The 21,380-nt window shown below is 59.8% G+C and carries 27 protein-coding genes and 2 pseudogenes; 19 read left to right on the top strand and 10 right to left on the bottom strand.

The features are described from left to right. Positions 1-15 precede the first annotated feature (15 nt). Complete coding sequence (locus U5A08_RS08095; RefSeq protein ID WP_321851121.1) at positions 16-489, top strand: YmfL family putative regulatory protein; 474 nt, start codon at positions 16-18, stop codon at positions 487-489. A 10-nt stretch (positions 490-499) separates the two neighbouring features. Here the strand turns inward: U5A08_RS08095 and U5A08_RS08090 are convergent, their stop codons facing one another. Beyond that, complete coding sequence (locus U5A08_RS08090; RefSeq protein WP_321851120.1) at positions 500-715, bottom strand: hypothetical protein; 216 nt, start codon at positions 713-715, stop codon at positions 500-502. On the opposite strand from U5A08_RS08090, the gene U5A08_RS08085 reads away from it, so the two are divergent. The 11 genes and pseudogenes from U5A08_RS08085 to U5A08_RS08035 all read left to right on the top strand — a co-directional run bounded on the left by U5A08_RS08085 (position 714) and on the right by U5A08_RS08035 (position 6,527). After that, positions 714-905 (top strand): hypothetical protein, encoded by a 192-nt coding sequence (locus tag U5A08_RS08085; protein ID WP_169921912.1) that lies wholly within the window; start codon positions 714-716, stop codon positions 903-905. The genes U5A08_RS08090 and U5A08_RS08085 overlap by 2 nt on opposite strands. A gap of 12 nt (positions 906-917) precedes the next feature. Further along, positions 918-1,211 carry an Ogr/Delta-like zinc finger protein gene (locus tag U5A08_RS08080; protein ID WP_141605783.1) on the top strand — a complete coding sequence of 98 codons (294 nt, stop codon included), beginning with the start codon at positions 918-920 and terminating at the stop codon, positions 1,209-1,211. Next, the gene (locus tag U5A08_RS08075; RefSeq protein WP_321851113.1) at positions 1,208-1,582 is read left to right on the top strand and encodes a hypothetical protein; all 375 of its coding nucleotides are present in this window, start codon (positions 1,208-1,210) and stop codon (positions 1,580-1,582) included. Before U5A08_RS08080 ends, U5A08_RS08075 begins: the two co-directional genes overlap by 4 nt. 70 nt (positions 1,583-1,652) lie before the next feature. Then, a complete protein-coding gene (locus U5A08_RS08070; RefSeq protein ID WP_079443088.1) occupies positions 1,653-1,898 on the top strand; it encodes a hypothetical protein in 246 nt (81 codons plus the stop codon). An 11-nt stretch (positions 1,899-1,909) separates the two neighbouring features. Continuing rightward, positions 1,910-4,707, top strand: a pseudogene (locus U5A08_RS08065) (toprim domain-containing protein). 62 nt (positions 4,708-4,769) lie between these two features. Beyond that, positions 4,770-5,081 carry a hypothetical protein gene (locus tag U5A08_RS08060; protein WP_321851111.1) on the top strand — a complete coding sequence of 104 codons (312 nt, stop codon included), beginning with the start codon at positions 4,770-4,772 and terminating at the stop codon, positions 5,079-5,081. A 58-nt stretch (positions 5,082-5,139) separates the two neighbouring features. Then, a complete protein-coding gene (locus tag U5A08_RS08055) occupies positions 5,140-5,403 on the top strand; it encodes a hypothetical protein (RefSeq protein ID WP_321851109.1) in 264 nt (87 codons plus the stop codon). Beyond that, entirely contained in the window at positions 5,403-5,612 is a 210-nt protein-coding gene (locus U5A08_RS08050; protein ID WP_321851107.1) for a hypothetical protein, read from the top strand. The genes U5A08_RS08055 and U5A08_RS08050 overlap by 1 nt, the downstream gene beginning before the upstream one ends. 62 nt (positions 5,613-5,674) lie before the next feature. Further along, positions 5,675-5,992 (top strand): hypothetical protein, encoded by a 318-nt coding sequence (locus U5A08_RS08045; RefSeq protein ID WP_321851106.1) that lies wholly within the window; start codon positions 5,675-5,677, stop codon positions 5,990-5,992. Next, on the top strand, positions 5,989-6,240 hold the full coding sequence (locus tag U5A08_RS08040) for a hypothetical protein (protein ID WP_321851105.1): 252 nt from the start codon (positions 5,989-5,991) through the stop codon (positions 6,238-6,240). The genes U5A08_RS08045 and U5A08_RS08040 overlap by 4 nt, the downstream gene beginning before the upstream one ends. An 11-nt stretch (positions 6,241-6,251) precedes the next feature. Further along, positions 6,252-6,527, top strand: coding sequence for a pyocin activator PrtN family protein (locus U5A08_RS08035; RefSeq protein ID WP_126589590.1), 276 nt, complete (start codon positions 6,252-6,254; stop codon positions 6,525-6,527). On the opposite strand, the gene U5A08_RS08030 is transcribed toward U5A08_RS08035, so the two are convergent. Continuing rightward, on the bottom strand, positions 6,502-7,653 hold the full coding sequence (locus tag U5A08_RS08030) for a tyrosine-type recombinase/integrase (protein WP_321851102.1): 1,152 nt from the start codon (positions 7,651-7,653) through the stop codon (positions 6,502-6,504). The genes U5A08_RS08035 and U5A08_RS08030 overlap by 26 nt on opposite strands. Positions 7,654-7,756: 103 nt before the next feature. Between U5A08_RS08030 and dusA the strand changes: the two genes are divergently transcribed. Beyond that, complete coding sequence (gene dusA, locus U5A08_RS08025) at positions 7,757-8,767, top strand: tRNA dihydrouridine(20/20a) synthase DusA (RefSeq protein WP_321851101.1); 1,011 nt, start codon at positions 7,757-7,759, stop codon at positions 8,765-8,767. A gap of 208 nt (positions 8,768-8,975) precedes the next feature. Continuing rightward, the gene (gene tal, locus U5A08_RS08020) at positions 8,976-9,902 is read left to right on the top strand and encodes a transaldolase (RefSeq protein ID WP_253394150.1); all 927 of its coding nucleotides are present in this window, start codon (positions 8,976-8,978) and stop codon (positions 9,900-9,902) included. A gap of 162 nt (positions 9,903-10,064) precedes the next feature. Here tal and rssC read toward each other — a convergent pair whose 3' ends face one another. Further along, a complete protein-coding gene (gene rssC / locus U5A08_RS08015; RefSeq protein WP_017848891.1) occupies positions 10,065-10,547 on the bottom strand; it encodes an anti-sigma factor antagonist RssC in 483 nt (160 codons plus the stop codon). Then, positions 10,547-11,727 (bottom strand): annotated as a pseudogene (rssB, locus tag U5A08_RS08010) (two-component system response regulator RssB). The gene rssC and the pseudogene rssB overlap by 1 nt, the downstream one beginning before the upstream one ends. 277 nt (positions 11,728-12,004) lie before the next feature. Between rssB and U5A08_RS08005 the strand changes: the two are divergent. Beyond that, positions 12,005-12,301, top strand: a complete 297-nt coding sequence (locus U5A08_RS08005; RefSeq protein ID WP_253394148.1) for a PilZ domain-containing protein — start codon at positions 12,005-12,007, stop codon at positions 12,299-12,301. Between the two features lie 60 nt (positions 12,302-12,361). Here U5A08_RS08005 and U5A08_RS08000 read toward each other — a convergent pair whose 3' ends face one another. Continuing rightward, positions 12,362-13,000 carry an MlaA family lipoprotein gene (locus tag U5A08_RS08000; protein ID WP_425262844.1) on the bottom strand — a complete coding sequence of 213 codons (639 nt, stop codon included), beginning with the start codon at positions 12,998-13,000 and terminating at the stop codon, positions 12,362-12,364. A gap of 238 nt (positions 13,001-13,238) precedes the next feature. Between U5A08_RS08000 and pcrP the strand changes: the two genes are divergently transcribed. Continuing rightward, entirely contained in the window at positions 13,239-13,847 is a 609-nt protein-coding gene (gene pcrP / locus U5A08_RS07995) for an HAD superfamily inactivated hydrolase PcrP (protein ID WP_247402239.1), read from the top strand. Positions 13,848-13,957: 110 nt separating this feature from the next. Next, positions 13,958-14,224, top strand: a complete 267-nt coding sequence (locus U5A08_RS07990; protein ID WP_247402236.1) for a DUF4404 family protein — start codon at positions 13,958-13,960, stop codon at positions 14,222-14,224. Between the two features lie 135 nt (positions 14,225-14,359). Here the strand turns inward: U5A08_RS07990 and queF are convergent, their stop codons facing one another. Together queF and copI are read right to left on the bottom strand one after the other, a co-directional pair. Next, positions 14,360-15,190, bottom strand: a complete 831-nt coding sequence (queF, locus tag U5A08_RS07985; protein ID WP_321851098.1) for an NADPH-dependent 7-cyano-7-deazaguanine reductase QueF — start codon at positions 15,188-15,190, stop codon at positions 14,360-14,362. Between the two features lie 86 nt (positions 15,191-15,276). Then, on the bottom strand, positions 15,277-15,834 hold the full coding sequence (copI, locus tag U5A08_RS07980) for a copper-resistant cuproprotein CopI (protein ID WP_321851096.1): 558 nt from the start codon (positions 15,832-15,834) through the stop codon (positions 15,277-15,279). Between the two features lie 156 nt (positions 15,835-15,990). Here copI and U5A08_RS07975 point away from each other — a divergent pair, with 156 nt between their 5' ends. Both U5A08_RS07975 and U5A08_RS07970 read left to right on the top strand, forming a co-directional pair. Next, positions 15,991-16,671, top strand: a complete 681-nt coding sequence (locus tag U5A08_RS07975) for a heavy metal response regulator transcription factor (RefSeq protein WP_253394144.1) — start codon at positions 15,991-15,993, stop codon at positions 16,669-16,671. Continuing rightward, positions 16,668-18,023, top strand: coding sequence for a heavy metal sensor histidine kinase (locus U5A08_RS07970; RefSeq protein WP_321852191.1), 1,356 nt, complete (start codon positions 16,668-16,670; stop codon positions 18,021-18,023). Before U5A08_RS07975 ends, U5A08_RS07970 begins: the two co-directional genes overlap by 4 nt. A gap of 105 nt (positions 18,024-18,128) precedes the next feature. Here U5A08_RS07970 and U5A08_RS07965 read toward each other — a convergent pair whose 3' ends face one another. The 3 genes from U5A08_RS07965 to U5A08_RS07955 are packed head-to-tail and all read right to left on the bottom strand — an operon-like array spanning position 18,129 to position 21,374. Continuing rightward, positions 18,129-19,373 carry a lipoprotein-releasing ABC transporter permease subunit gene (locus U5A08_RS07965; protein WP_321851093.1) on the bottom strand — a complete coding sequence of 415 codons (1,245 nt, stop codon included), beginning with the start codon at positions 19,371-19,373 and terminating at the stop codon, positions 18,129-18,131. Between the two features lie 59 nt (positions 19,374-19,432). Next, complete coding sequence (gene lolD / locus U5A08_RS07960) at positions 19,433-20,116, bottom strand: lipoprotein-releasing ABC transporter ATP-binding protein LolD (protein ID WP_017477213.1); 684 nt, start codon at positions 20,114-20,116, stop codon at positions 19,433-19,435. A 7-nt stretch (positions 20,117-20,123) separates the two neighbouring features. Then, on the bottom strand, positions 20,124-21,374 hold the full coding sequence (locus U5A08_RS07955; RefSeq protein WP_321851092.1) for a lipoprotein-releasing ABC transporter permease subunit: 1,251 nt from the start codon (positions 21,372-21,374) through the stop codon (positions 20,124-20,126). Positions 21,375-21,380 lie beyond the last annotated feature (6 nt).

The raw sequence follows: 21,380 nt of genomic DNA, 5'->3' as shown, positions 1-21,380 counted from the left end.
GGGAGAAACCAGAAGATGAAACGCCCAGTTCTAGCGACCAAGCGCCAGGTAATGAGCGCAGTGATCAACGACTACGAAGGTGGCCGGGAATGCGCAGCTGCGCGCCTGGGGTACGAACTCAAGAAGTTCGATAACCACATCTACGAAAACGCCGGCAGCCGGCCTCTGAGCGATGAGCAGATCCATCTGCTAGAGCAAGACATGGGCACCACCTACCTGCCGGAATACATCGCGGCCATGTATGGCGGCATGTTCGTGCCCCTGGCCAAACCTGAAACGCTGGACAACATCGACCTCTACAACCGTTCGGTAAGGGCCGCAGCCAAGCGCGGTGTGGTCGATCAGATCATTGCAAAGGCGTTGGACGACGGCGTTATTGAGCGGGACGAAGCGGAGGCAATTCTGCGCGCTCACAGCCATTACATGGCGGCTCGCCACTCCGAGGTCCTGGCAACGATTCTGCTGCACAGCCGGGGGAAAAAACAGTGAGCGCCTGCAGTCAGCCCTTGCCTAGACGTGCCTTGATCTCTTTCAGCGCGGTGGCTACGTCGTCGACAGCAAAGCGGATGTCTTCGGCACTGACTACCAGTCCGGGCTCTTCCCTGTCAGTCAGCTTTGTCGCATCACGACCACGCATGACTTTCGCTAGTGCTTCATGCCGCTCCTGCAAACGTTGCAGCAAGCGTTCGACCTCTTTTTTTGAGTGATTACCCATGACCTACATCCTTGAAGAAGAAAGGAAACATCTATCGGATCTGCTGGTGATAGCTCAACAGCGACTGAACACATTAAAAGAAATCGTCGCCACCACCAATCACGACTGTTCTGGCACTGACATCCGCCTGGCCATCGGTGACGCAATCACACCGCTGAACATTGCCCACGAAGCTGCGGAAGCGTTGTAAAGGACACTGTTTATGAGCACTTACAAGCTGGTTTGCCCTCACTGTCACGGCCGCATGCGTATTCGCACCAGCGAAGGCCAACATATTTTCCTGCGCATCACCTACCTGCAATGCACGAACGAAGCATGCGGCTGGGCTGGCCGCGCCGAATTTCAAATGACCCACGAACTGAGCCCCAGCGGCATGCCCAACCCGGCGGTAAAGCTGCCGATTGCGGACGTAGTCATTCGTCGCCAGGCAATGAAAACAGCCAACGATCAACCCGATCTGTTGGACCAGCTGGAAATGGAGGCCACAACCGTATGAAAACTATCGCCCTCACTACAAACCCCACCAGTGACTACCGCGCTGCGATGCAACAAGCAGCAGTGGCCTACCTCTACCGCCACCGTTGCGAGCATCTGGCCGGTGACAGCCAATTGCTCGACAATTGCGCCCGGTACCTGACGCTGTCTCTTGAAGTCCCTCAGCATCTGGTGCAGCGCATCGCTGAGTTGGCCGTCTCTGAGTTCGAGAGCATGACCTGCAAGCGTATTGCCTGGCTTGGCGTTCACCCCAACAGCGGCGCGTACCGCCCGGTCATCTGGCTGCTCGATAACTGCACCCAACAGCGACACCCCGTTTCAGCACGTTTGCTCCCCACACGGCTGCTGCTTACTCGCAACCTCCCGCACTAATCCGAACCCCACTCCTGATTGATGCCCGCACCGCGTGGGTAGGGAAATTTGCAACTTACTGGTGGCCGAAATGAGCAAAATCACCATAAAACTGGAGCTGGACGAACAGCAGGCGCAGCAATACCTGCTGTGGTTGACCACTCAGTACGAAGTCACCATGGCTGATATTTGGTACTCCGATCGCTACCGGAATGTGCCGAGCGGTCAGCGGGCACCGAAGGTGCTTGAGGACTTGCCCTACCTGGCCGGCATCTGCAAGACGCGCAGCGAGCTGAAAAAGCAGCTCGTCGTGGCTGTTGCGGAGCATGCGCAGTGAATCGCAAGCCCATGGAGCAACAGATCCGCGCTGATGTACTTCAGCGCCTGGAATCTGATTACGGCCTGCAGCACATGGTCGGCACGCACTACATGCGCAAGGGCACCTGCCCGCAGTGCAATCAGAAACGCCTGTTTTCCCGCCACGACGAACCTTGGTTCATACGCTGTGGCCGCGAGGAAAAATGCCGGTATATGGCTCCGACCAAGGAGCTGTACCCGGACCTGTTCGACGACTGGAGCAAGCGTGCGCCGGCCACCAGTGATCAGCCTGCTGCCAGTGCCAAGGCGTACCTGTCGTTTGCCCGAGGTTTTCGCGTCGAGCTGATTGAGGGCTGGTACACCCAGGAGAGCTACTTCGATCGCGACCTGAACATCGGCTCAGCAACCGTCCGCTTTCCCTGGAGCATGGTGGGTACTGGGAGCGCTTGATTGACCAGCCTTCCCGCTTCGGCAAGAAGAAGGCCCGCTTCCAGCCTCTCAAGAGCTACAGGGGGCATTGGTGGTGCCCCCCGTGCCTGGACCTGCTGGAGGTAGACGATCTGTGGATTGTTGAAGGCATTTTCGATGCCATCGCGCTCGTTCAGAACGGTATATCTGCTGTTGCCGCCCTGTCGTCAAACGCGTTTCCAGAAGAGTCGCTGAAGGCACTCGTCACCGCGCGCGGCGGTAAAACACCCAAGTTGGTTTGGGCCTTGGACAACGAGCCAGGCGCTCACAAATACACACGTAGTTGGGTGAAACGTGCCCGCGAACTCGGCTTCACCTGCGACGCCGCCCAGGTATCGCAGCCGGATGCGCGCAAGGTCGACTGGAACGATCTGCATCAGCGATGGGCGTTTATCGACGACGAGAAAGCCCGTGCCGAGCGTATCGACAAAGACCTGAAAGAAGCCCGTCACCAGGGCGCCCTGCTCATTGCTGAGAGTGCTAGCGACAAGGCATTGCTCATGTACCAGTGGCGAGAGCGGGAGGAGTTTCACTTCTGTTTCGACTCCCGCCTGTATTGGTGGAAATTGGATCTCGCGAAATACAACAGCGCCAAACAAGCGCTGGAGAAAAGCGATGACCAGGAAGCCCAAGTGCTGAACGAAAAGCAGCTCAGGGAGAAAGCGCTGAACGTGGCCGGCTGCGTCGTCGAAATCGCCAACTGCTACCCCAAGGCCCTCTATTTCCAACGCAACGAGATCACCGACGAGTCCTGGTACTTCTTCCGCGTCGACTTCCCGCACGACGGTGGTTCCGTGAAAAACACCTTCACCGGCGGTCAGGTCGCCGCCGCCAGCGAGTTCAAAAAAAGACTTCTCGGCATGGGCGCTGGGGCCGTGTTCACCGGCAGTGGACAACAGTTGGACAAACTCATGAAAGACCAGCTTTTCGGCATCAAGACCGTTCAGACCATCGACTACGTGGGCTACAGCAAGGAATACCACTGCTACGTGTTCAACGACGTCGCCGTCCGCGAGGGCCAGGTCATCCACATCAACGAAGAGGAGTTTTTTGAGATGGGCAAGCTGAAACTCAAGACCCTGCAAAAGGGCGTGAAGATCGATCTGGAGAAGGATGGCAAAAAATACGATCAGCAGTGGTTGGGACTTCTGTGGCAGTGCTTCGGCGCGCAGGGCATCGTCGCACTGACTTTCTGGTTTGGCTCACTGTTCGCCGAACAGATCCGCGCTCGGTACCAGTCGTTTCCGTTTCTTGAAGCCACGGGCGAAGCCGGCGCCGGCAAGACCACCTTGCTCACCCTGCTCTGGAAACTGGCGGGACGGGACGGTTACGAAGGGTTCGACCCGTCCAAATCCACCAAGGCCGGCCGCAGCCGCTTGATGGGCCAGGTCTCCGGCATGCCCATCGTACTGCTGGAATCTGACCGCAGCGGCGACGACAAGGCCCACGCCAAGACCTTTGAGTGGGACGAACTTAAGGACTACTACGGCGGCGGGACGCTCGCGACCAAGGGCGTTAAAACCGCCGGCAACGAGACCTACGAGCCCCCATTTCGCGGCACGATCGCCATCAGCCAGAACGCCCCTGTCGTGGCGTCTGAAGCGATCATGACCCGGATCGTGAAACTGCATTTTGTGCGCCCGAACGTGACGCCTGAGAGCCGCGCGGCGGCAGACCGACTAAACGCCCTGGAAGGCTCGACACTCAGCAATTTTGTTCTACAGGCCGTTCGCAAAGAGCTGGAAGTGATGGACCTATTCGCCCAGCGCATCCCTGGCTACGAGGCGAAATTGCGCAATCTGCATTCGCATTGCTTCGCCTGCGAGACCCCGTTTCACGACGAGCAAAGCGATTGCCACCAGTGCGGCAACAAGCTGCGCGGTTACATCCGCGTGGAGCGGATCAACAAGAACCACGCCCAGTTGCTCGCCCTGCTCGACTGCCTGTGCATGGTGGTCCCTCTGACTGAACCGCAGATCAGCCACACCCGCACGCAGATTATTCGCATGGCGATCGAGCGCCAGTCTTCGATCAGCTCCGACCACCCGGTAGTGGCTGAATTCTGGGAAGTGTACGAGTACCTCGAAGGTCTCGACGCCGACGGCCCGGTGGTCAACCACAGCAAGAAAGACAACATCATCGCCATCAACCTCAACGACTTTGTGAAGTGCGCGGCCGAGCATCGCCAGAAGATCGCCGACGTCAGCGAGCTGCGCGAGCGCCTGAAAGACTCCCGCTCCCGGAAGCTGCTCGACATCAACAAAGCCACTGACAGCGCGGTACGGGCTCACCAGGCCAAGACCAGCAACGCAGTCATCACCAAGCAACCCATCGTGAAGTGCTGGCACTTCCAGGCCTGACCAATCAACAGCAACACCCGCCAGGCGCTGCAACGCCGGCCACCACCCAAAGGAGAAGCACCATGCACGTACAAGTCATCACCGGCGACGGCGAAAAGGGGGAAACCAACCGCCTACGACATCTTAAAGAGCTGAAGGCCTGGTTCAACGAGTCCGGGAAGATTGTTCACGCCGAAGCCTACGACCCCGCTGGGTTGGTCGCGATCCTGGAGGTTCGTGCGGCAAGCGATAAAGAAATCCTCGTGCTGGAGTGCAGCCGGGAACAGATCCAGGCAGTCCTGGAATGGCAGTCAGCAACTGATGAGGTTGTTGAGTTTGAGAACCTGCTGCTGCACCTGGTGCGCAAGCAAAACCCAACCGGCGAAAGCCGATAAGAAGGTGGTGTCGAGGGGCTGCAACCCCTCGACACCGACCACCCAAAGGAGAAGCACCATGCAAGTGAATCAACCCCAAGGCGGCGCTGTAGAGGCTACCACAACCCCGCTGGCTATCGGCGACACGGTCAGCTACGTCGCAATGAGCGGCGGCGGTCGGGAATATCGTTTGAGCGCTCGTACAGGCGTGATCGTCGCCATCGACGGCAATGTTGCAACTCTGCGCGCCGGGAACGGCCGCAGTGTCACACAACCACTCGACAAGCTGACTCCAGATGGCCAGCCCAATGCACTGACGCGCATGCTCATGGGAGGGAACTGATGGACCCAAGAATCCGAACCCGCCCCGCTATGGCGAGCCACCGGTTGGACTTGCCCAGCCGCTGCGACATCTGCGGCAAGGCACGCTCCACCCGCAAGCATGGTGCCTGTAGCCGCATCCGTCAGCAGAGCAAATCGGCGGAATGGGCTGCATTCATGGCCGAGCGCGAAGCAGCCAAACAAAACAAACCGCGTCGATACGCGCGCTGATACCCAACACAAACGGGACACGGGGAGCTGCAACTCCCCAACCGCCAGAAAGGAGAAGCACCATGCATTCAAATCAAAATTCGAGCGACACCCGCACTTTTTACTCTTTTGAGCCAGTGACACCAGTATCGGCACCATTGGAACTGACCGCTGACCTGCGCTACATCCTTGGTATTCCTCACACCAAATTAGCCAGTACAGCCCAGCTACTGCGGCAGCAAGGGCACTGTATTGGGGAGCGTAGTGAAGATGAGCAAGCCGCTGTCATCCATTGGATGCTCGGCCACTACCTTCGTCGCGGTATCCATTGGAGGGTGTTCGCTTACGCAGAACTCGACGCCAACGATGACTTTCCAGGGTTTCCGGGAGACGAGTCATGACCGTATTCCTGCTGCTGTACCTGTGCGCGGATGCGTCACGAACGGATTGCCAGGTGGTGAAGGCTGATAGCTGGAGCGGCCCCCACGCCTACGAGCAATGCACCGACGTCGTGCCTAGCTTGACCGAGGCGCTGACTGCGCCCAACCAAAAGCGGCATCAGTTCGTTTTCGAAATCCAGGGCGCCATGGCGAAACCCGCAGAACATAAGGCTCAGCCGGTGTTCATTCACCAATCGTTTCGGATGTGAGGGGGTCCATCATGAACACAGCCTTTATCCTGATGGCCCAATACGACGGCCAGGCAATCATCTCGCTGGAGCAGGTTTGCCGGGATTACTTCACGCACCTTACGCCGGAAATGTTCCAGCGCAAGGTGATGAGTGGTCAGATCAAGATTCCCATCACACGCCTGGAGCCGAGCCAGAAGTCGGCCAAGGGCGTTCATCTCACTGACCTGGCCGCATATCTAGATCGACAGCGCGCCGCCGCGGTTAAAGAGCACAACCAGCTCAACGGGTTAAAACACGCCTTTTAAGCCACTTCTGTGATGCGGCGCCCAGTTGGACGGGCGCCCTCAGGATTTTCTCGTGCCATTCCCAGCCCACATAGCGGTCACCCTTGCCGCGCAGGTGGGTGTATCGACGCATCGAATTCCAATCCCTGTGGCCGGAAACACTAGCCACACGCGGAATGTCCCAGTCCATCTCAAACAGGCGGCTGACGCCTTCATGTCGAAGGTCGTGAAAGTGCAGGTCCGCGATGTTCAAAAACTTGCAGGCTTTCGCCCAGGAGGTGGATATAGATTCAGGGCTGTAGGGGAATATGTCTTCGCCGGCCTTCGGCATTGTTTGGAGGATCTGCCACGCCTCATCCGGCAGGTAGCACCAAACGTCGTTGCCGATCTTCTGCCCGGGGTTCTTCATGTCGCGCACCAGCACCCGCTGGCCAGGCTCGTCGACGTCCGCCCAACGGATACGGGTTATTTCATCCAGCCGTCGCGTGGAGAACAGGGCAAAACCCACGACCTTCAGCATATTAGTGACGCTCGGGCGCCTCGCCTGCATGGCTTGGTAGTGCGTCAGCACCATTCCCAGTTCGTCCAACGTCGGCCGGCGGTCACGCTCGCGGCTTTTGAGGTTGTAGCCGAGTTTCCGTAGCACTCGTCGGGCGCCGCTCATCGCGAGTGGATCGACCTGGTAACCCCATGCGTCTTTGGCAATCGCCAGAACAGCGCCGAGGTGCGCCAGGTCGTTGCCGGCGGTCTGGGGTTGGACCCCGCCGCCCGCCTTGCTCATGCGCCAAAGGGCAAAGTCGACCAGGCGTTGGGTATTGATGTCTGTATCGTTCAGCTTGCCGATGTCCATCTTGCCGATGGCTTCGAGCGTGGCCTTCTTGGTTTTGCCCAGCGGACGGGCCTTCTCCACTTCCAACAGATACTGCTCGATCATTTCTTTGACGGTGACGTCCTTACGGTTTGCCCGCTCGATCGCACCAGGCTCATCCAGCTCAGACTCGCGCTTACGCGCCCAGGCCTGGGCGGCCTGTTTTCGGGCGAAGGTCTGGCTCTCTTGGTAGACTTGCACTCCGTCGCGCTTGATGCGGATCTGAGCCGTGTAGCTCACAGTCCCATCCGCCAGTTTTCTTGCCCTGATAGTCGCCATATCGAAAGTGGTACGCGTCAGTTTTTGGGTGGTACATCGTACCACCGAGCCTTAAAAAAGGCCTGAAAACGCCCTAAAACCTGCCGAATACACGTTGAGTAAAATGATTCAAAAACAGAGCTTTAGCCCAGCAGAATCAAGCCCCGCACTGTCTCGGCGCTTTAGCGTTGCACCCATGATGGACTGGACCGACCGCCACTGCCGGTTCTTCCTACGCCTGCTCTCCAAACACGCCCTGCTCTACACCGAGATGGTCACCACCGGCGCGATCCTCCACGGCGATCACGAGCGCTTCCTGCGCCACAGCGAGGCCGAGCACCCGCTCGCCCTCCAACTGGGCGGCAGTGTTCCCGCCGATCTGGCCGCCTGTGCCCGTATGGCCGAGGCGGCCGGTTACGATGAAGTGAACCTCAACGTCGGCTGCCCCAGCGATCGGGTGCAGAACAATATGATCGGCGCGTGCCTGATGGGCCATCCGGCGTTGGTCGCCGATTGTGTGAAGGCGATGCGCGATGCGGTGTCGATTCCGGTGACGGTGAAGCACCGGATCGGGATCAATGGGCGGGACAGTTATGCGCAACTGTGCGATTTCGTCGGGCAGGTGAAGGACGCGGGGTGTACCAGTTTTACCGTGCATGCGCGGATTGCGATTCTGGAGGGGTTGTCGCCGAAGGAGAATCGCGACATTCCGCCGTTGCGTTATGACGTGGCGGCGCAGTTGAAGCGGGATTTTGCCGAGCTGGAGATTATTCTCAACGGCGGGATCAAGACGCTGGAACAATGCCAAGAGCATCTGCAGACGTTTGACGGGGTGATGCTGGGCCGGGAGGCTTATCACAATCCGTATGTGCTGGCGGAGGTGGATCAGCAGTTGTTCGGCAGTGCACGGCCGGTGATCAGTCGGGCAGAGGCGTTGGCGCAGTTGCGGCCTTATATCGCGGAGCATTTGGCGAGCGGTGGCTCGATGCATCACATTACGCGGCATGTGCTGGGGTTGGGCACGGGTTTCCCTGGGGCGCGCAAGTTCAGGCAGTTGTTGTCGGTGGATATTCATAAAGCGAGTGATCCGTTGGCGTTGCTGGATCAGGCGGCCGGGTTGCTGGAGGGCCGGTAAAACCGGCGCCCACGTGTTTATCGCGGTGTTCATTGGGCTGTTGGGTTGAACCTGCGGGCGATCTTGCCCTCCTATTTAGCAGCAAGGCCAGTCATTCAAACGGCTGTTTTCAGGTTGTTGCCCTCGCAAACGATCGAACGCATTTGCGCCCTTGAGCGCCTGCCAGCGCTCGGGTAATGTCATCAGACCCATAGGACAGAGCACGCCCATGACTTCCAAGCTGGAACAACTCAAACAGTTCACCACCGTCGTCGCCGATACCGGCGATTTCGCGGCCCTCGCCAATCTCAAGCCGCAAGATGCCACCACTAACCCTTCCCTGCTGCTCAAAGCCGCGTCGATTCCGGGCTATGCCAAGTTGCTGGATGAATGCGTGAAGGACTGCAACGGTGATGTTGGCCTGGCCAGTGACCGTTTTGCGGTGGCGGTGGGTCAAGAAATCTTGAAAGTGGTGCCCGGCCGTATCTCTACCGAGGTGGATGCACGCCTGTCGTTCGACACTGACGCCGTACTCAAGCGTGCGCACCGTCTGATCGACCTGTATGACAAAGCCGGGGTTGGCCGTGATCGCGTACTGATCAAGATCGCGTCCACCTGGGAAGGTATCCGCGCGGCGGAGAAGCTGGAAAAAGAAGGCATCCAGACCAACCTGACCCTGCTGTTCTCCTTCGCCCAGGCCGTGGCCTGTGCCGAAGCGGGTGTGTTCCTGATTTCGCCGTTCGTGGGCCGTATCTACGACTGGTACAAGAAAGCCAACGGCAACGACTACACCGGCGCCGATGATCCCGGCGTGCAGTCGGTGACGCGCATCTACAACTACTACAAGGCCAATGACTACAAGACCGTGGTGATGGGTGCAAGCTTCCGCAACCTGAGCCAAATCGAAGAGCTGGCCGGCTGTGATCGCCTGACGATCAGCCCGGACCTGCTGGAGAAACTGGCGGCCGATACCGGCAAGCTGGAGCGCAAGCTGTCGCCAGGCCATGCCGGTGAAGCGCGGATGCATCTGACTGAAGCGCAGTTCCGTTGGGAGTCCAACGAAGATGCGATGGCGACTGAGAAGCTGGCCGAGGGGATTCGTCAGTTTGCTCGGGATCAAGAGAAGCTCGAAGCGTTGTTGTCTGCCAAGCTGTAACAGCGGCGGCAGCAAAAAGGGCGGCACCTGTGAGGGTGCCGCCCTTTTTTTCAGTGTCAAATGTGGGAGGGGGCTTGCCCCCGATGGCGGTGCATCAGTCAGCAAATCTGTAGCTGGCCCACCGGCATCGGGAGCAAGCCCCTCCCCACTTGGAGAGTGAGGTCAGTGACGTTCGAGGGCGTTGACGAGGTCGTGGAAGGCTTCGCGATTGGACTCGTTCAAACCCATCAGGATTTTGTGCGCTTCCAGCACCTTGATCCGCACGATTTCCTCGGACTGATCCTGGGACGGCAGGTCGGTCAGGCATTCCGGGCAGGGGATCGGGCGGTCAACGATGTTGAACACTTGATCGAAGCCCATGGACTGCAGCAGACGGGTGATGTCTTCGTGGGTGGTGACGACGGTGGGCAACAGGCCGACCTTCTGCCGAGACAGAATGGACAACTTGGCCAACAACCCAAGGGTGGTGCTATCGATGCTGCGGGTTTCGGTCAGATCGATCACGATCGCCGAGAAATTCAGTGCTGTGAAAATCCGCTCAATCGTTGCATCCAGCGCCGAACACAAGGTCAGGCGCACTTCACCGACAAACTTCAGGACGAAGGTCCCGTCTTGCTCGGCGAATTGGATTCTTCCGGTACTCATCAAAGATTCCTGCTCAACACCAATAGGGCGATATCATCCGGCATCTCCCCTAGCGTGGCCAATCCAAAAACCTGCCGCAGGCCATCCAGGCTGCCGCCCGCCGACTTGACCCGTTGGGGCAAGGCGGCTTCTTTCTCTTTGAGTGTAGGCTCTGGAAGAAGGTCGAGGATGCCATCGGACATCAGCGTCAGGCTGAAGGTCGGCGGCAGCTCCAGGATGTGGTCTTCGTAGGTGGCTTCATTGAACAAGCCGACGGGCAGACCACGCCCTTCCAGTAGCGCACACTGTCAGGAGTGTACAAAACCGGCATCGGCAGGTGACCGCCGATGCTGTAGGTCAAAAGACCGGTTTCTTCATCAATCACGCCACCCACCATCGTCACGTGCTTGCCCAGCTTGCAGCTGATCAGACCTCGGTTGATGTGGCCCAGCACCTCGGAGGGGGTGAACTCCGGCAAGGTGCCATTGCGCTTGGATTCGAACAACAGCCGTGTGGTCATGAACTTCAACAACACGGTGACAAATGCCGAGGATGCGCCGTGGCCGGACACGTCGGCCAGATAAAACGCCACCCGCCGCTCATCTACGCGGAAATAGTCGACAAAATCACCCGACAGGTACAGCGACGGGATGATCTGGTGCGCAAACTTGAACTCATCGATGGTCCACGGGCTGACCGGCAGCATGTTCATCTGCACCTGGCGACCGGCGTTCTGGTCTTCCTGGAGCAGGTTCAGGCTGGCTTCGAGTTCGCGGTTGGCGGTTTCGAGCTTTTCGCGGTAGCGCTGGTTTTCCACCAGTAGGCGTGCACGATCCAGGGCTCGGCGCACCGAGTGCTCCAGCACCGCCAGGTCTTGCAGGGGCTTGATCAGGTAGTCGGCGGCGCCCAGGCGCAGGGCCTCGACGGCATCGTTCATCACCCCGGCACCAGACACGACGATCACCGGCGTCTGCGGAGCAAGCTCGGTCACCTGGCGAATCAGCTCGAGGCCGCCCATCTGGGGCATGCGCAGATCGCAGATCACGAGGTCGGGCTTATCGCGCTCGAATACCTGAAGACCCTGTTGGCCATTGCTGGCCTGCAGGACGCTGAAGCCACTGTCTTCCAAATAGGCCGCAAGGCTTGCGCGCACTACTTCGTCGTCATCGATTATCAGCAGCGTGGCACTGGTTTTTGGCATGTGGGCAAACGGCGCCAGAATTAGGTTGGCGTAGGCGGCTCGGCAATGGCCGTGCTCACGCTACTGGATTCGCTTTCTAGCCTCTCTGTCCTACAAAGCATAGGCTTTTTGCCCACGCACAACGGTAAAGCAGAGGTGCCCTTCTAAGGCGCAGACGGTACTCCCATCCGCCAGGGGTTTCAAGCTCATGCCGATGGTCGCCGGGCGTCTTTACATCGCAAATCACAGGGAGTTATAAGAACAGCCATCACCACAACACAAAGTAAGGATGGAAGCTGTGAGCGAACACGAGCGCGACTACGCTGAAAAGCGCGATTTCATCCGCATGCGAGTGAATGCCGATGTCTCTTTGATCCACGCCGGGCAGGAAATTGACGGGGTTTGCGTGGACCTTTCCAGCTCCGGCATGCAAGTGCAGGCACCTCGCCAGTTCACGGTGGGCGATCTGCTGACCGTGCGCATCGAGTCGGAACATGCCGCCCTCACGGGCCTGGAAGCGGACACCCAGGTGGTATGGGCGAAGAACGAGGGCGAAAAACAACATTTGGGGCTGAAGATCCTGAAAATGCGCTAATACCCGCGCACAAAAAAGGCGACCACGCGGTCGCCTTTTTTCGTTTCAAGACGTCTGGACTTAGAAGTCGTCGACGACCTTCCCATCCTTGACCTTGAACTCGCGGTTCTGCAGGTAGGCGTTGCGGATGAAGGTGTACTTGTCGCCGGTGATCAGCTTCTCGCTGTCGAGCAGGCTGGCACGGGTGTCGACGATGTTCAGGCCGAAGGTGCTGTTGCGCCAGCCGATGTCGTTCATGTAGCGGTACGGTTGGGTGTAGCTGTCCACGTATTTGGACGGCGCGTCGCGCAAGGTGCTTGGACCCAGCAGCGGCAGCATCACGTAAGGACCGCTGCCGACGCCCCAGTAACCAAGGGTCTGGCCGAAGTCTTCATCGCTGCGTTGCAGCCCCATTTTGGTGCCTACGTCGACGAAGCCCAGCACGCCGAAGGTGGTGTTCATCAACAGGCGGGCTGTATCCACACCGGCGGCGTGCGGCTTGAGTTGCAGCACGTTGTTGGCCAGGTTGCCGACATCGCCGATATTGCGGAAGAAGTTGTGAACGCCGTCCTGCACGAATTGCGGGGTCACAAACTGATAGCCTTGGGCCAATGGTTTGAGGGCGTAGGTATCAACGGTGTCGTTGAAGGTGAAGATCGGGCGGTTGACGCTTTCCCATGGATCATCTTCCGACGCGGCCTGTGCGGCGAAAGGGGTCATCAGGATAGCGGCACACACCGAAAACTGAGCGAAGTAGTGGCTCCAGCGCATAGCTTTTGCTCCTTGAATAGTCTGTCATGGGCGCTATGCCCTGAATAAGGCGCCAGTATATGACGGAAGTGTCCTTCTTGGGCAGATGCTAAGAAACGACATACAGAGAATGTACAAAAACCCTACAAAGTGTCATGGACTTGTCACGCCACTCCGATAGCGTCACAGCTATTTCAGGGATGTCGAAATGCCTCATGCCGAGATAGCCATCGCCACTGCCCCCACCTTGACCGCCGTGTTGTTTGGCCTGAGTGGCTGCCTGGTGGATTTTGGTTCCCAGGCGCGCACCGATTCACCCTCCCCGCATTCCGAAGCCACGCCAGGAGCATTGAAGATCCTGCGCAGCCTCAAGGAACAAGGCGTGCCCTGCGCCTGGCTGGATGAGCTGCCGCCCTCGGTGACAACCCCGCTGGCCGCTGCGCTGCCCGATTGGCTCAAGGCGGCGTCGCCGTCTTCCATCCGCTGGCCCGCCCCCCATGCGTGCTGGCAAGCCTTGATGGAATTGAACATCGAACGCCTGGAAGGCTGCGTACTGGTCAGCGGCGAGCCGCGCCTGCTGCAATCGGGCCTGAACGCTGGGCTGTGGACTATCGGCCTGGCGTCCTGCGGTTCGCTGTGCGGCCTGGCGCCAGAGCAATGGCAGGCATTGACCGAGCAACAGCGCGAATACAAACGCGGCAAGGCCACCGTGGCGCTGTATGGGTTGGGGGTGCATTCGGTGATCGATCACCTCGGCGAGCTCGGTACCTGCCTGGCGGACATCAGCCTGCGCCAGCTCAAAGGCGAAAAGCCCTGATTGAGATCATGCACAGACGGCGCCGGTAGATTAATCTACAGCTCCTCTCGTAGACCTTTCTCGGCGTGCCGTGGTCTACGCCAGTGCCTATCGATAAAAGGAAGAACACCATGCCTGCCCGCGAAAAACTGCAAGAACAGGTCAACATCCTGCGCGAGCAACTGGAACAAGAACCACCGCTGCCGTCCGAAAAACGTGAAGCGCTGGAAGCCTTGCTTGCCAAGTTTGAAGTGCAACTTGAACTGGAACCGGCCACTCAGCCGCCGAGCATCGCTGATGATGTGAACCGGGCGGTAGAAAGTTTCGAGTTGGACCATCCGGGCATTGCCGGGACATTGCGCAATATTGTGATCACCTTGGGCAACATCGGCATTTAACCCGAGCCCAAGCCAAGCAGAGAACCAAAATGGGAGGGGCTTGCCCCCGATAGCGGAGTGTCAGTCACAGTCTCTGTGCCTGACCCACTGCAATCGGGAGCAAGCCCCCTCCCACATTTTGGTTTGTGTACAAGGTTACTGGCGCGCCAGGCGCAGGTTTTGGAACTGCACATCCTCAGTACTGCGATACGGGTTGATATCCAGCCCACCCCGCCGCACATAACGCGCAAACACCGTCAACTTCTCCGGTTTCAGCAAGCGCTGCAAGTCCAGGAAGATCCGTTCCACGCACTGTTCATGGAAGTCCGAGTGCTGGCGAAAGCTCACCAGGTATTCCAGCAGGCTGGCGTGATCCAGCTGTGCGCCGCGGTATTGCACCGCCACGCTGCCCCAGTCGGGCTGGCTGGTGACCGGGCAGTTGGATTTGAGCAGGTGGCTGTGCACGCTCTCCTCGACAATCCGCGAGTCATCGCAACGCAGCAGTTCCGGACGCGGGTGTTCGTAGTTGCTGACGCTGATATCCAGGTCATCGATGCACACACCCGGCAACGCCATCACGCCTTCGGCCTCAACCTCGGCCAGGCTGCGGATGCGCACACCCACCGGCTTGCCGGCAGCAGCGCTGAGGTCGTTGCGCAACGTCGCCTCCAGGCTTTGCGTATCGGCAAACGCAGTCTGGTTCAGCGAGTTGAGGTACAGTTTGAAGGACTTGGACTCGATGATATTCGGCGAGTCGGCCGCAATGCTGAACTCACCGATGGCCACCACCGGCTTGCCCGACGGCAGCAGCCAGGACAGTTCGAAGCAGTTCCAGAAATCCACGCCCGTGTACGGCAGGGTCTCGGCGCTCAGGCCCAGTTCGGCCCATTTCGCGGCGCGCGGGATCGGGAACAGCAACGAGGGGGTGTAGGTGCTGATGTATTCACTGGACTTGCCCAGCGGCGAATGTTCGGCTGCGGGATGCATGGCGGAAACCTGGCTAAATAAACCCGAGCATTCTACCAGCCTTTGCCCCCGCCCCTAAGAAACACAGCACGCGCCCTCTCGCAGGCTCAATGGACGTTGAGCTTGCCGACCATACCCGCCTGGTAATGCCCGGGAATATTGCAGGCAAACTCAAGGCCGGAAGCCTTGGTGAACGTCCAGGTCAACTCGGCGGTTTTACCGGGTTCTACCAGTACGCTGTTGGGGTCATCGTGCTTCATCCCGCCCATATTGCCCATATTGCCCATATTGCCCATATTGCCCATAGCATCGTGGTCCATAGCGCCGTGGTCCATCTTGCCCATACCGGTGGCGTTCAGCATGCCGCTCGACTGCATCTGCATCATTTGCTTCTGATGCTCAGCATGCATGGCCGCATCGCCCAGGTTGAACTCGTGGAGCAACTGGCCTTTGTTGACCAGCACAAAACGCACGGTCTCACCGGCCTTTACATCCAGGGACTTGGGCGAAAAGGACATATCCTGCAGCACCACTTCCACGGTGCGCGTGGCCTTATCGGCAGATGCCGGCTGGCCGAATGCATAGGTGTGGGCCGTGTCAGCCATTGCCCCGACACTCAACGCCAACAGGCAGCCTGCCAACAACAGGGGGGTACGCAATGCCATCTCAATTCTCCAAAGGTGTGGGATCAGTCTGAGGACAACTCTAAGATTGCCCCCCTGCCAGCTAGCTGACTGCTAGATTACAACTTTGTCAGGTTGCGCCCCTCCCCTGGCCACCACGGTATAAAGCCCGACGTGACCCGCTGCCAAGAGCTGCCCATGAAACTGCTGATCGTCGAAGACCAACCCAAAACCGGCCAGTACCTGCGCCAAGGCCTGGCCGAGGCCGGCTTTACCACTGAACTGGTGGCCGACGGCACCAGCGGCCAACACTTGGCGCTGACCGGCGACTACGACCTGCTGATCCTCGATGTGATGCTGCCCGGCCGCGATGGCTGGCAGATCCTCCAGGCCGTGCGCAGCGCCGGACTCGACATCCCGGTGCTGTTTCTCACCGCCCGCGACGCCGTGGAAGACCGCGTACACGGCCTGGAACTGGGCGCCGACGATTACCTGGTCAAGCCGTTCGCCTTTTCCGAACTGCTCGCACGGGTGCGCAGCCTGTTGCGCCGTGGCAGCAGCGCACCGCAGGAAACCGCCCTGCAACTGGCCGACCTGCGCCTGGACCTGATCCGCCGCCGCGTCGAACGCGACGGCCAGCGCATTGACCTCACCGCCAAGGAATTCGCCTTGCTCGAACTGCTGCTGCGGCGCCAGGGCGAAGTGCTGCCCAAGTCGCTGATCGCGTCCCAGGTGTGGGACATGAACTTCGACAGCGACACCAACATCATCGAAGTGGCGATCCGCCGACTGCGCCTGAAAGTCGACGACAACTTCCCCAATAAGCTGATCCACACCGTGCGCGGTATGGGTTATGTGCTGGAGGAACGATGCAGTTGATCAAGCACCTGTCCCTGAGCAGCCGCCTGGCCCTGCTGTTTGCGGCCTGCACCGCCGTGGTCTCGTTGCTCGCCGGCGTGCTGTTCAACCGGGCCAGCGAGGCGCATTTTGTCGAACTGGACCAGCAACTGCTCGAAAGCAAACTGGTGGCGCTGCGCAGCACCTTGCAGGGCGTCGACTCGCTGCAGTTATTCGCCCAACGCGAAGCGCAACTGCGCGCCGAGCTCAATCGCCAGCCTGACCTCGCATTACGCATCACCGCCGCCGGCCAACGCTGGTTTGACGGCGCACCGAACATCAGCCTGCCCGAATCGCCTGGCCTGCACGGCCTGCAGAACGCCGGCACCGAGTACCGCGTGTACAACGCGCCGTTAAGGCCGGGCCAACCCGACTCGCCGCAACTGAGCCTGATGCTCGACATCACCCACCACCAACACTTCCTGCAACGTATGCAGCATTTGATCTGGCTCACGGTCAGCCTCTCGGCCCTGGCCACCGCGCTGCTCGGCGCCTGGGCGGCGCGCAGCGGGCTGCGACCGTTGCGGCGCATGGGTGAAGTGGCGGCCGGCGTGTCGGCCCATTCCCTGACCCAGCGTTTGCCCGAGCAGGGTATGCCGGTGGAACTGGCGGAACTGGCCCAAGCCTTCAACGCCATGCTGGGCCGACTGGACGACGCGTTCCAGCGCCTCTCGGCGTTCTCCGCCGATATCGCCCACGAACTGCGCACGCCCCTGTCGAACCTGTTGACCCACACCCAAGTCATCCTCACCCAACCGCGCCCGCTGGAGGATTACCGCGAGGCGCTGCACAGCAACCTGGAAGAGCTGCAATGGATGGCGCAACTGGTGAACGACATGTTGTACCTGGCCAAGGCCGATCACGGGCTGCTGGCGCCCACGCGCGAACCGTTGAAGCTGGCGGATGAAGTCGACGCGCTACTGGAGTTCTTCGTCTTGCTGGCGGAAGACGCGCACGTCAGCCTGGTGCGCGAGGGTATGGCCCACACCACCGGCGACCGCGGCATGTTGCGCCGGGCATTGTCGAACCTGTTGGATAACGCGCTGCGCTTTACCCCGGCGGGCGGCGAGGTGCGGGTGCATCTGACAGAAGGCGCACACGGCGTGACGCTGACGGTGGAGAACAGCGGGGAAGGCATCCCGGCGGAGGTGTTACCGCGGTTGTTCGACCGTTTCTACCGGGCGGACCCGGCGCGGCATGAAGGCAGCAGTGAACACGCAGGGCTGGGGCTGGCGATTACCCAGTCGATTGTGCGGGCGCATGGGGGGCGGATTTATTGCGAGTCTGAGCCGGGGTGGACGCGGTTTGTGATCGAGTTGCCACAGGGAGTTTGATGCAAGCAGTGCCGGCGCTATCGGGAGCAAGCTCCCTCCCACATTTTGAATGTATTCACAGATCAAAATGTGCGAGGGAGCTGCTCCCGATAGCGGTCTTAAATCCTACGAATACCTGAGGGCATGCGCCGGCTCAATCTTCGCCGCCCGATACGCCGGATAAATAGTCGCCAAAAAGCTCAACACAAACCCGGCCGAGCAAATCAGCAGCACATCCCCACCCTGCAATTGCGAGGGCAGGTTGCTGACGAAGTACACGTCCGAACTGAAGATATGCTGCCCGCTCACCCGCTCCAGCCACCCCACCAGCTCACTGACGTTCAGCGCCGCAATCACGCCCAGCACGCCGCCGATCAGGGTGCCGACGATACCGATCACCGTGCCCTGCACCATGAAGATCGCCATGATCTGCCGTGGCGTGGCGCCGATGGTACGCAGGATCGCGATGTCCGCGCCCTTGTCGTTCACCACCATGATCAGCGTGGCGATGATGTTGAACGCCGCCACCGCGACGATCATCAGCAACAGCAGGCCGATCATGGTTTTTTCCATCTTCATCGCGCTGAACAGGCTGCCCTGGGTGTGGGTCCAGTCATCCGCCTTGTAGGCCGCACCGAGGCTGGCAGCGATATCCGCCGAAACCTTGGGCGCCGCGTACAAGTCTTTCACCGCCAGGCGCACGCTCTGCACCTGGCTCGGCTGCCAATGCTGAATTTCTGCGGCGTCGGCCATATGGATCAACGCCATGGAGCCGTCCAGCTCGGCGCCGACCTTGAAGATACCGACCACGTTCAATCGCTGCATACGCGGGGTGATGCCACCCGGCGCGCTGCTGATTTCCGGGACGATCAGGGTCAGCTTGTCGCCCACGTTCAGGCGAAAGCGCCGCGCGGTGATTTCGCCGACCACCACGCCGAACTCGCCGGGCTTCAAGTCTTCGAGTTTGCCCTGGACGATATGCTGGGCCACGATCGACACCTTGCCTTCCTGGGCCGGGTCGACGCCGCTGATCTCGATCGGCTGCATCGCGCCCTTGTAGGAGAACATGCCGTCCATCTGCGTGAACGGTACTGCGGCGGTCACTTCGGGATTCTTCATCGCCGCCGCGGCTACCGGCTGCCAATCGTCGATCGGGTTCACACCGACGATGGTAGCGTGAGGCACCATGCCGAGGATGCGCGAGCTCATTTCGCGTTGAAAGCCATTCATCACCGACAACACCACGATCATCGCCAGCACGCCCAGGGCGAGGCCGATCATCGAGGTCATCGAGATAAACGAAACAAAACGGTTACGGCGCTTGGCGCGGGTATAGCGCATGCCGATGAAAATCGATAACGGTCTGAACATTCGCGTGCACCGCCTGAAAAATGAAAAAGCCCGGCGTCATGCCCCGGGCTTGAAACAGGTCAGATGGCGACCAGATGACCTTCCTGCAGGTGCAATACGCGGTCCATCTGCCGGGCCATGCTCATGTCATGGGTCACCACCAGGAACGCGGTGCGCATCTGGGTGCTCAGTTCCAGCATCAAGTCCTTGATGCCCTGGGCGGTGTGGGAATCGAGGTTGCCGGTCGGTTCGTCGAGCATCACCAGGCCCGGGTTGTTCACCAGCGCGCGGGCAATCGCCACACGCTGGCGCTCACCGCCGGACAATTCGGCCGGTTTGTGCTCCAGGCGGTGACCGAGGCCGACGCGCTCCAGCAAGGCTTTGGCACGCTGGCGCGCCTCCGGGATCGCGGTCTTGCCGATCAGCAGCGGCATGCACACGTTTTCCAGGGCGGTGAACTCCGGCAACAGGTGGTGGAACTGGTACACGAAACCCAACGAACGGTTGCGCAGTTGGCCACGGGCCTTTTCACCGAGGGCCGACAGTTCTTCGCCCGCCAGCCACACGCTGCCCTGGGACGGCGTATCGAGGCCGCCCAACAGGTTGAGCAAGGTACTTTTGCCGGAACCGGAACTGCCGACGATCGCCACGCGCTCGCCGGGGTGCAGCTCAAGTTGCAGGTTGGACAACACCACTACCGATTCCGGGCCTTCCTCGTAGGATTTGCCCAGGTTGCGGCAGCTCAGGATTGCTTTTTCACTCATGCCCGATTCACTCATAACGTAAGGCCTGTGCTGGCTGGGTACGTGCCGCGCGCCAGGCTGGATACAGGGTGGCAAGGAAACTCAGGACCAACGCGGCGCCGCCCACCATCAGCACGTCCTGGGCCTGAACCTGGGACGGCAAGTAGTCGATGAAGTAGACGTCGGCGTTGAGAAACTTGTGGCCGATCAGGGTTTCGAGGCCAGCGATGGCCGCGCTGACATTGAGCGCAGCCAGAATGCCCACTGCGGTGCCGATCAAGGTGCCGACCACGCCGATCACCGTCCCCTGCACCATGAAGATCGCCATGATCTGCCCAGGCGTAGCACCCAGGGTGCGCAGGATGGCGATGTCACCCTTCTTGTCGTTCACCACCATTACCAGCGTGGAAATGATATTGAAGGCCGCCACCGCGACGATCAGCAACAACAGCAGGCCGATCATGGCTTTTTCCATGCGGATGGCCTGGTACAGGTTGCCGTGGGTACGGGTCCAGTCGCGGGCGTAGAACTGGCTTTCACCCAGGTGCTGGGCGATTTCCCAGGCGCCGCGCGGGGCGTCGAACAAGTCGTTGAACTTCAGGCGCAGGCCCTGCACCTGGTCCGGCTTCCAGCGATGCAGGCGCGCGAGGTCGGTGAGGTTGGTCAGGCCAAGGTAGCCGTCGATCTCGCCGGCGCCGACGTGGAAGGTGCCGACCACGGTAAAGCGTTTCATGCGCGGGAACATGCCGGCCGGGGTCACGGTGACTTCCGGGGCGACGAAGGTCAGCTTGTCGCCGATGCCCACGCCGAGCTTGGCCGCGGCTTTGTCGCCGATCACGATGCCAAAGCTGCCGGGCGCCAGAGCGTCGAGTTTGCCCTGCAGCATGAACTTGTCGATGATCGAGACCTTGCGCTCCTGGACCGGGTCGATGGCATTGAGCAGGATTTTCTGCACCTTGCCGTCATGGGTCAGCAACCCTTGCATCTGGGTGAACGGCGCTACAGCCACGACCTTGGGGTTGTGCTTGACCTTGTCGGCCAGGCTTTGCCAGTCGCTGATCGGTTCACCCGACTCGATGGTCGCGTGGGGCACCATGCCCAGCACGCGGGTGCGCATCTCATGATCGAAGCCGTTCATCACCGACAGCACCACGATCATCACGACCACGCCAAGGGCGAGACCGATCATCGAGGTCAAGGAAATGAACGACACAAAATGATTGCGACGCTTTGCACGGGTATAACGCGTGCCAATAAATACGAAGAGAGGTCTGAACATGTCGGG

The sequence above is a fragment of the Pseudomonas paraveronii genome, from assembly GCF_963681955.1.
GTDB lineage: Bacteria > Pseudomonadota > Gammaproteobacteria > Pseudomonadales > Pseudomonadaceae > Aquipseudomonas > Aquipseudomonas paraveronii.
This window is presented reverse-complemented; position numbering and strand designations above follow the sequence as displayed.

What these genes read in the sequence shown, in the direction of transcription:
- U5A08_RS08050 (WP_321851107.1), top strand. Translation starts at nt 5,403, where the DNA reads ATGGACCCAAGAATCCGAACCCGCCCCGCTATGGCGAGCCACCGGTTG.
- queF (WP_321851098.1), bottom strand. Translation starts at nt 15,190, where the DNA reads ATGCATCCCGCAGCCGAACATTCGCCGCTGGGCAAGTCCAGTGAATAC.
- pcrP (WP_247402239.1), top strand. Translation starts at nt 13,239, where the DNA reads ATGCCTCATGCCGAGATAGCCATCGCCACTGCCCCCACCTTGACCGCC.
- U5A08_RS08030 (WP_321851102.1), bottom strand. Translation starts at nt 7,653, where the DNA reads ATGGCGACTATCAGGGCAAGAAAACTGGCGGATGGGACTGTGAGCTAC.
- copI (WP_321851096.1), bottom strand. Translation starts at nt 15,834, where the DNA reads ATGGCATTGCGTACCCCCCTGTTGTTGGCAGGCTGCCTGTTGGCGTTG.
- U5A08_RS08000 (WP_425262844.1), bottom strand. Translation starts at nt 13,000, where the DNA reads ATGACCCCTTTCGCCGCACAGGCCGCGTCGGAAGATGATCCATGGGAA.
- lolD (WP_017477213.1), bottom strand. Translation starts at nt 20,116, where the DNA reads ATGAGTGAAAAAGCAATCCTGAGCTGCCGCAACCTGGGCAAATCCTAC.
- U5A08_RS07955 (WP_321851092.1), bottom strand. Translation starts at nt 21,374, where the DNA reads ATGTTCAGACCTCTCTTCGTATTTATTGGCACGCGTTATACCCGTGCA.
- U5A08_RS08075 (WP_321851113.1), top strand. Translation starts at nt 1,208, where the DNA reads ATGAAAACTATCGCCCTCACTACAAACCCCACCAGTGACTACCGCGCT.
- U5A08_RS08095 (WP_321851121.1), top strand. Translation starts at nt 16, where the DNA reads ATGAAACGCCCAGTTCTAGCGACCAAGCGCCAGGTAATGAGCGCAGTG.
- U5A08_RS08060 (WP_321851111.1), top strand. Translation starts at nt 4,770, where the DNA reads ATGCACGTACAAGTCATCACCGGCGACGGCGAAAAGGGGGAAACCAAC.
- U5A08_RS07965 (WP_321851093.1), bottom strand. Translation starts at nt 19,373, where the DNA reads ATGTTCAGACCGTTATCGATTTTCATCGGCATGCGCTATACCCGCGCC.
- U5A08_RS08045 (WP_321851106.1), top strand. Translation starts at nt 5,675, where the DNA reads ATGCATTCAAATCAAAATTCGAGCGACACCCGCACTTTTTACTCTTTT.
- U5A08_RS08090 (WP_321851120.1), bottom strand. Translation starts at nt 715, where the DNA reads ATGGGTAATCACTCAAAAAAAGAGGTCGAACGCTTGCTGCAACGTTTG.
- U5A08_RS08035 (WP_126589590.1), top strand. Translation starts at nt 6,252, where the DNA reads ATGAACACAGCCTTTATCCTGATGGCCCAATACGACGGCCAGGCAATC.
- U5A08_RS08055 (WP_321851109.1), top strand. Translation starts at nt 5,140, where the DNA reads ATGCAAGTGAATCAACCCCAAGGCGGCGCTGTAGAGGCTACCACAACC.
- tal (WP_253394150.1), top strand. Translation starts at nt 8,976, where the DNA reads ATGACTTCCAAGCTGGAACAACTCAAACAGTTCACCACCGTCGTCGCC.
- U5A08_RS08040 (WP_321851105.1), top strand. Translation starts at nt 5,989, where the DNA reads ATGACCGTATTCCTGCTGCTGTACCTGTGCGCGGATGCGTCACGAACG.
- U5A08_RS08070 (WP_079443088.1), top strand. Translation starts at nt 1,653, where the DNA reads ATGAGCAAAATCACCATAAAACTGGAGCTGGACGAACAGCAGGCGCAG.
- U5A08_RS07990 (WP_247402236.1), top strand. Translation starts at nt 13,958, where the DNA reads ATGCCTGCCCGCGAAAAACTGCAAGAACAGGTCAACATCCTGCGCGAG.
- dusA (WP_321851101.1), top strand. Translation starts at nt 7,757, where the DNA reads ATGATTCAAAAACAGAGCTTTAGCCCAGCAGAATCAAGCCCCGCACTG.
- U5A08_RS07975 (WP_253394144.1), top strand. Translation starts at nt 15,991, where the DNA reads ATGAAACTGCTGATCGTCGAAGACCAACCCAAAACCGGCCAGTACCTG.
- U5A08_RS08085 (WP_169921912.1), top strand. Translation starts at nt 714, where the DNA reads ATGACCTACATCCTTGAAGAAGAAAGGAAACATCTATCGGATCTGCTG.
- rssC (WP_017848891.1), bottom strand. Translation starts at nt 10,547, where the DNA reads ATGAGTACCGGAAGAATCCAATTCGCCGAGCAAGACGGGACCTTCGTC.
- U5A08_RS08080 (WP_141605783.1), top strand. Translation starts at nt 918, where the DNA reads ATGAGCACTTACAAGCTGGTTTGCCCTCACTGTCACGGCCGCATGCGT.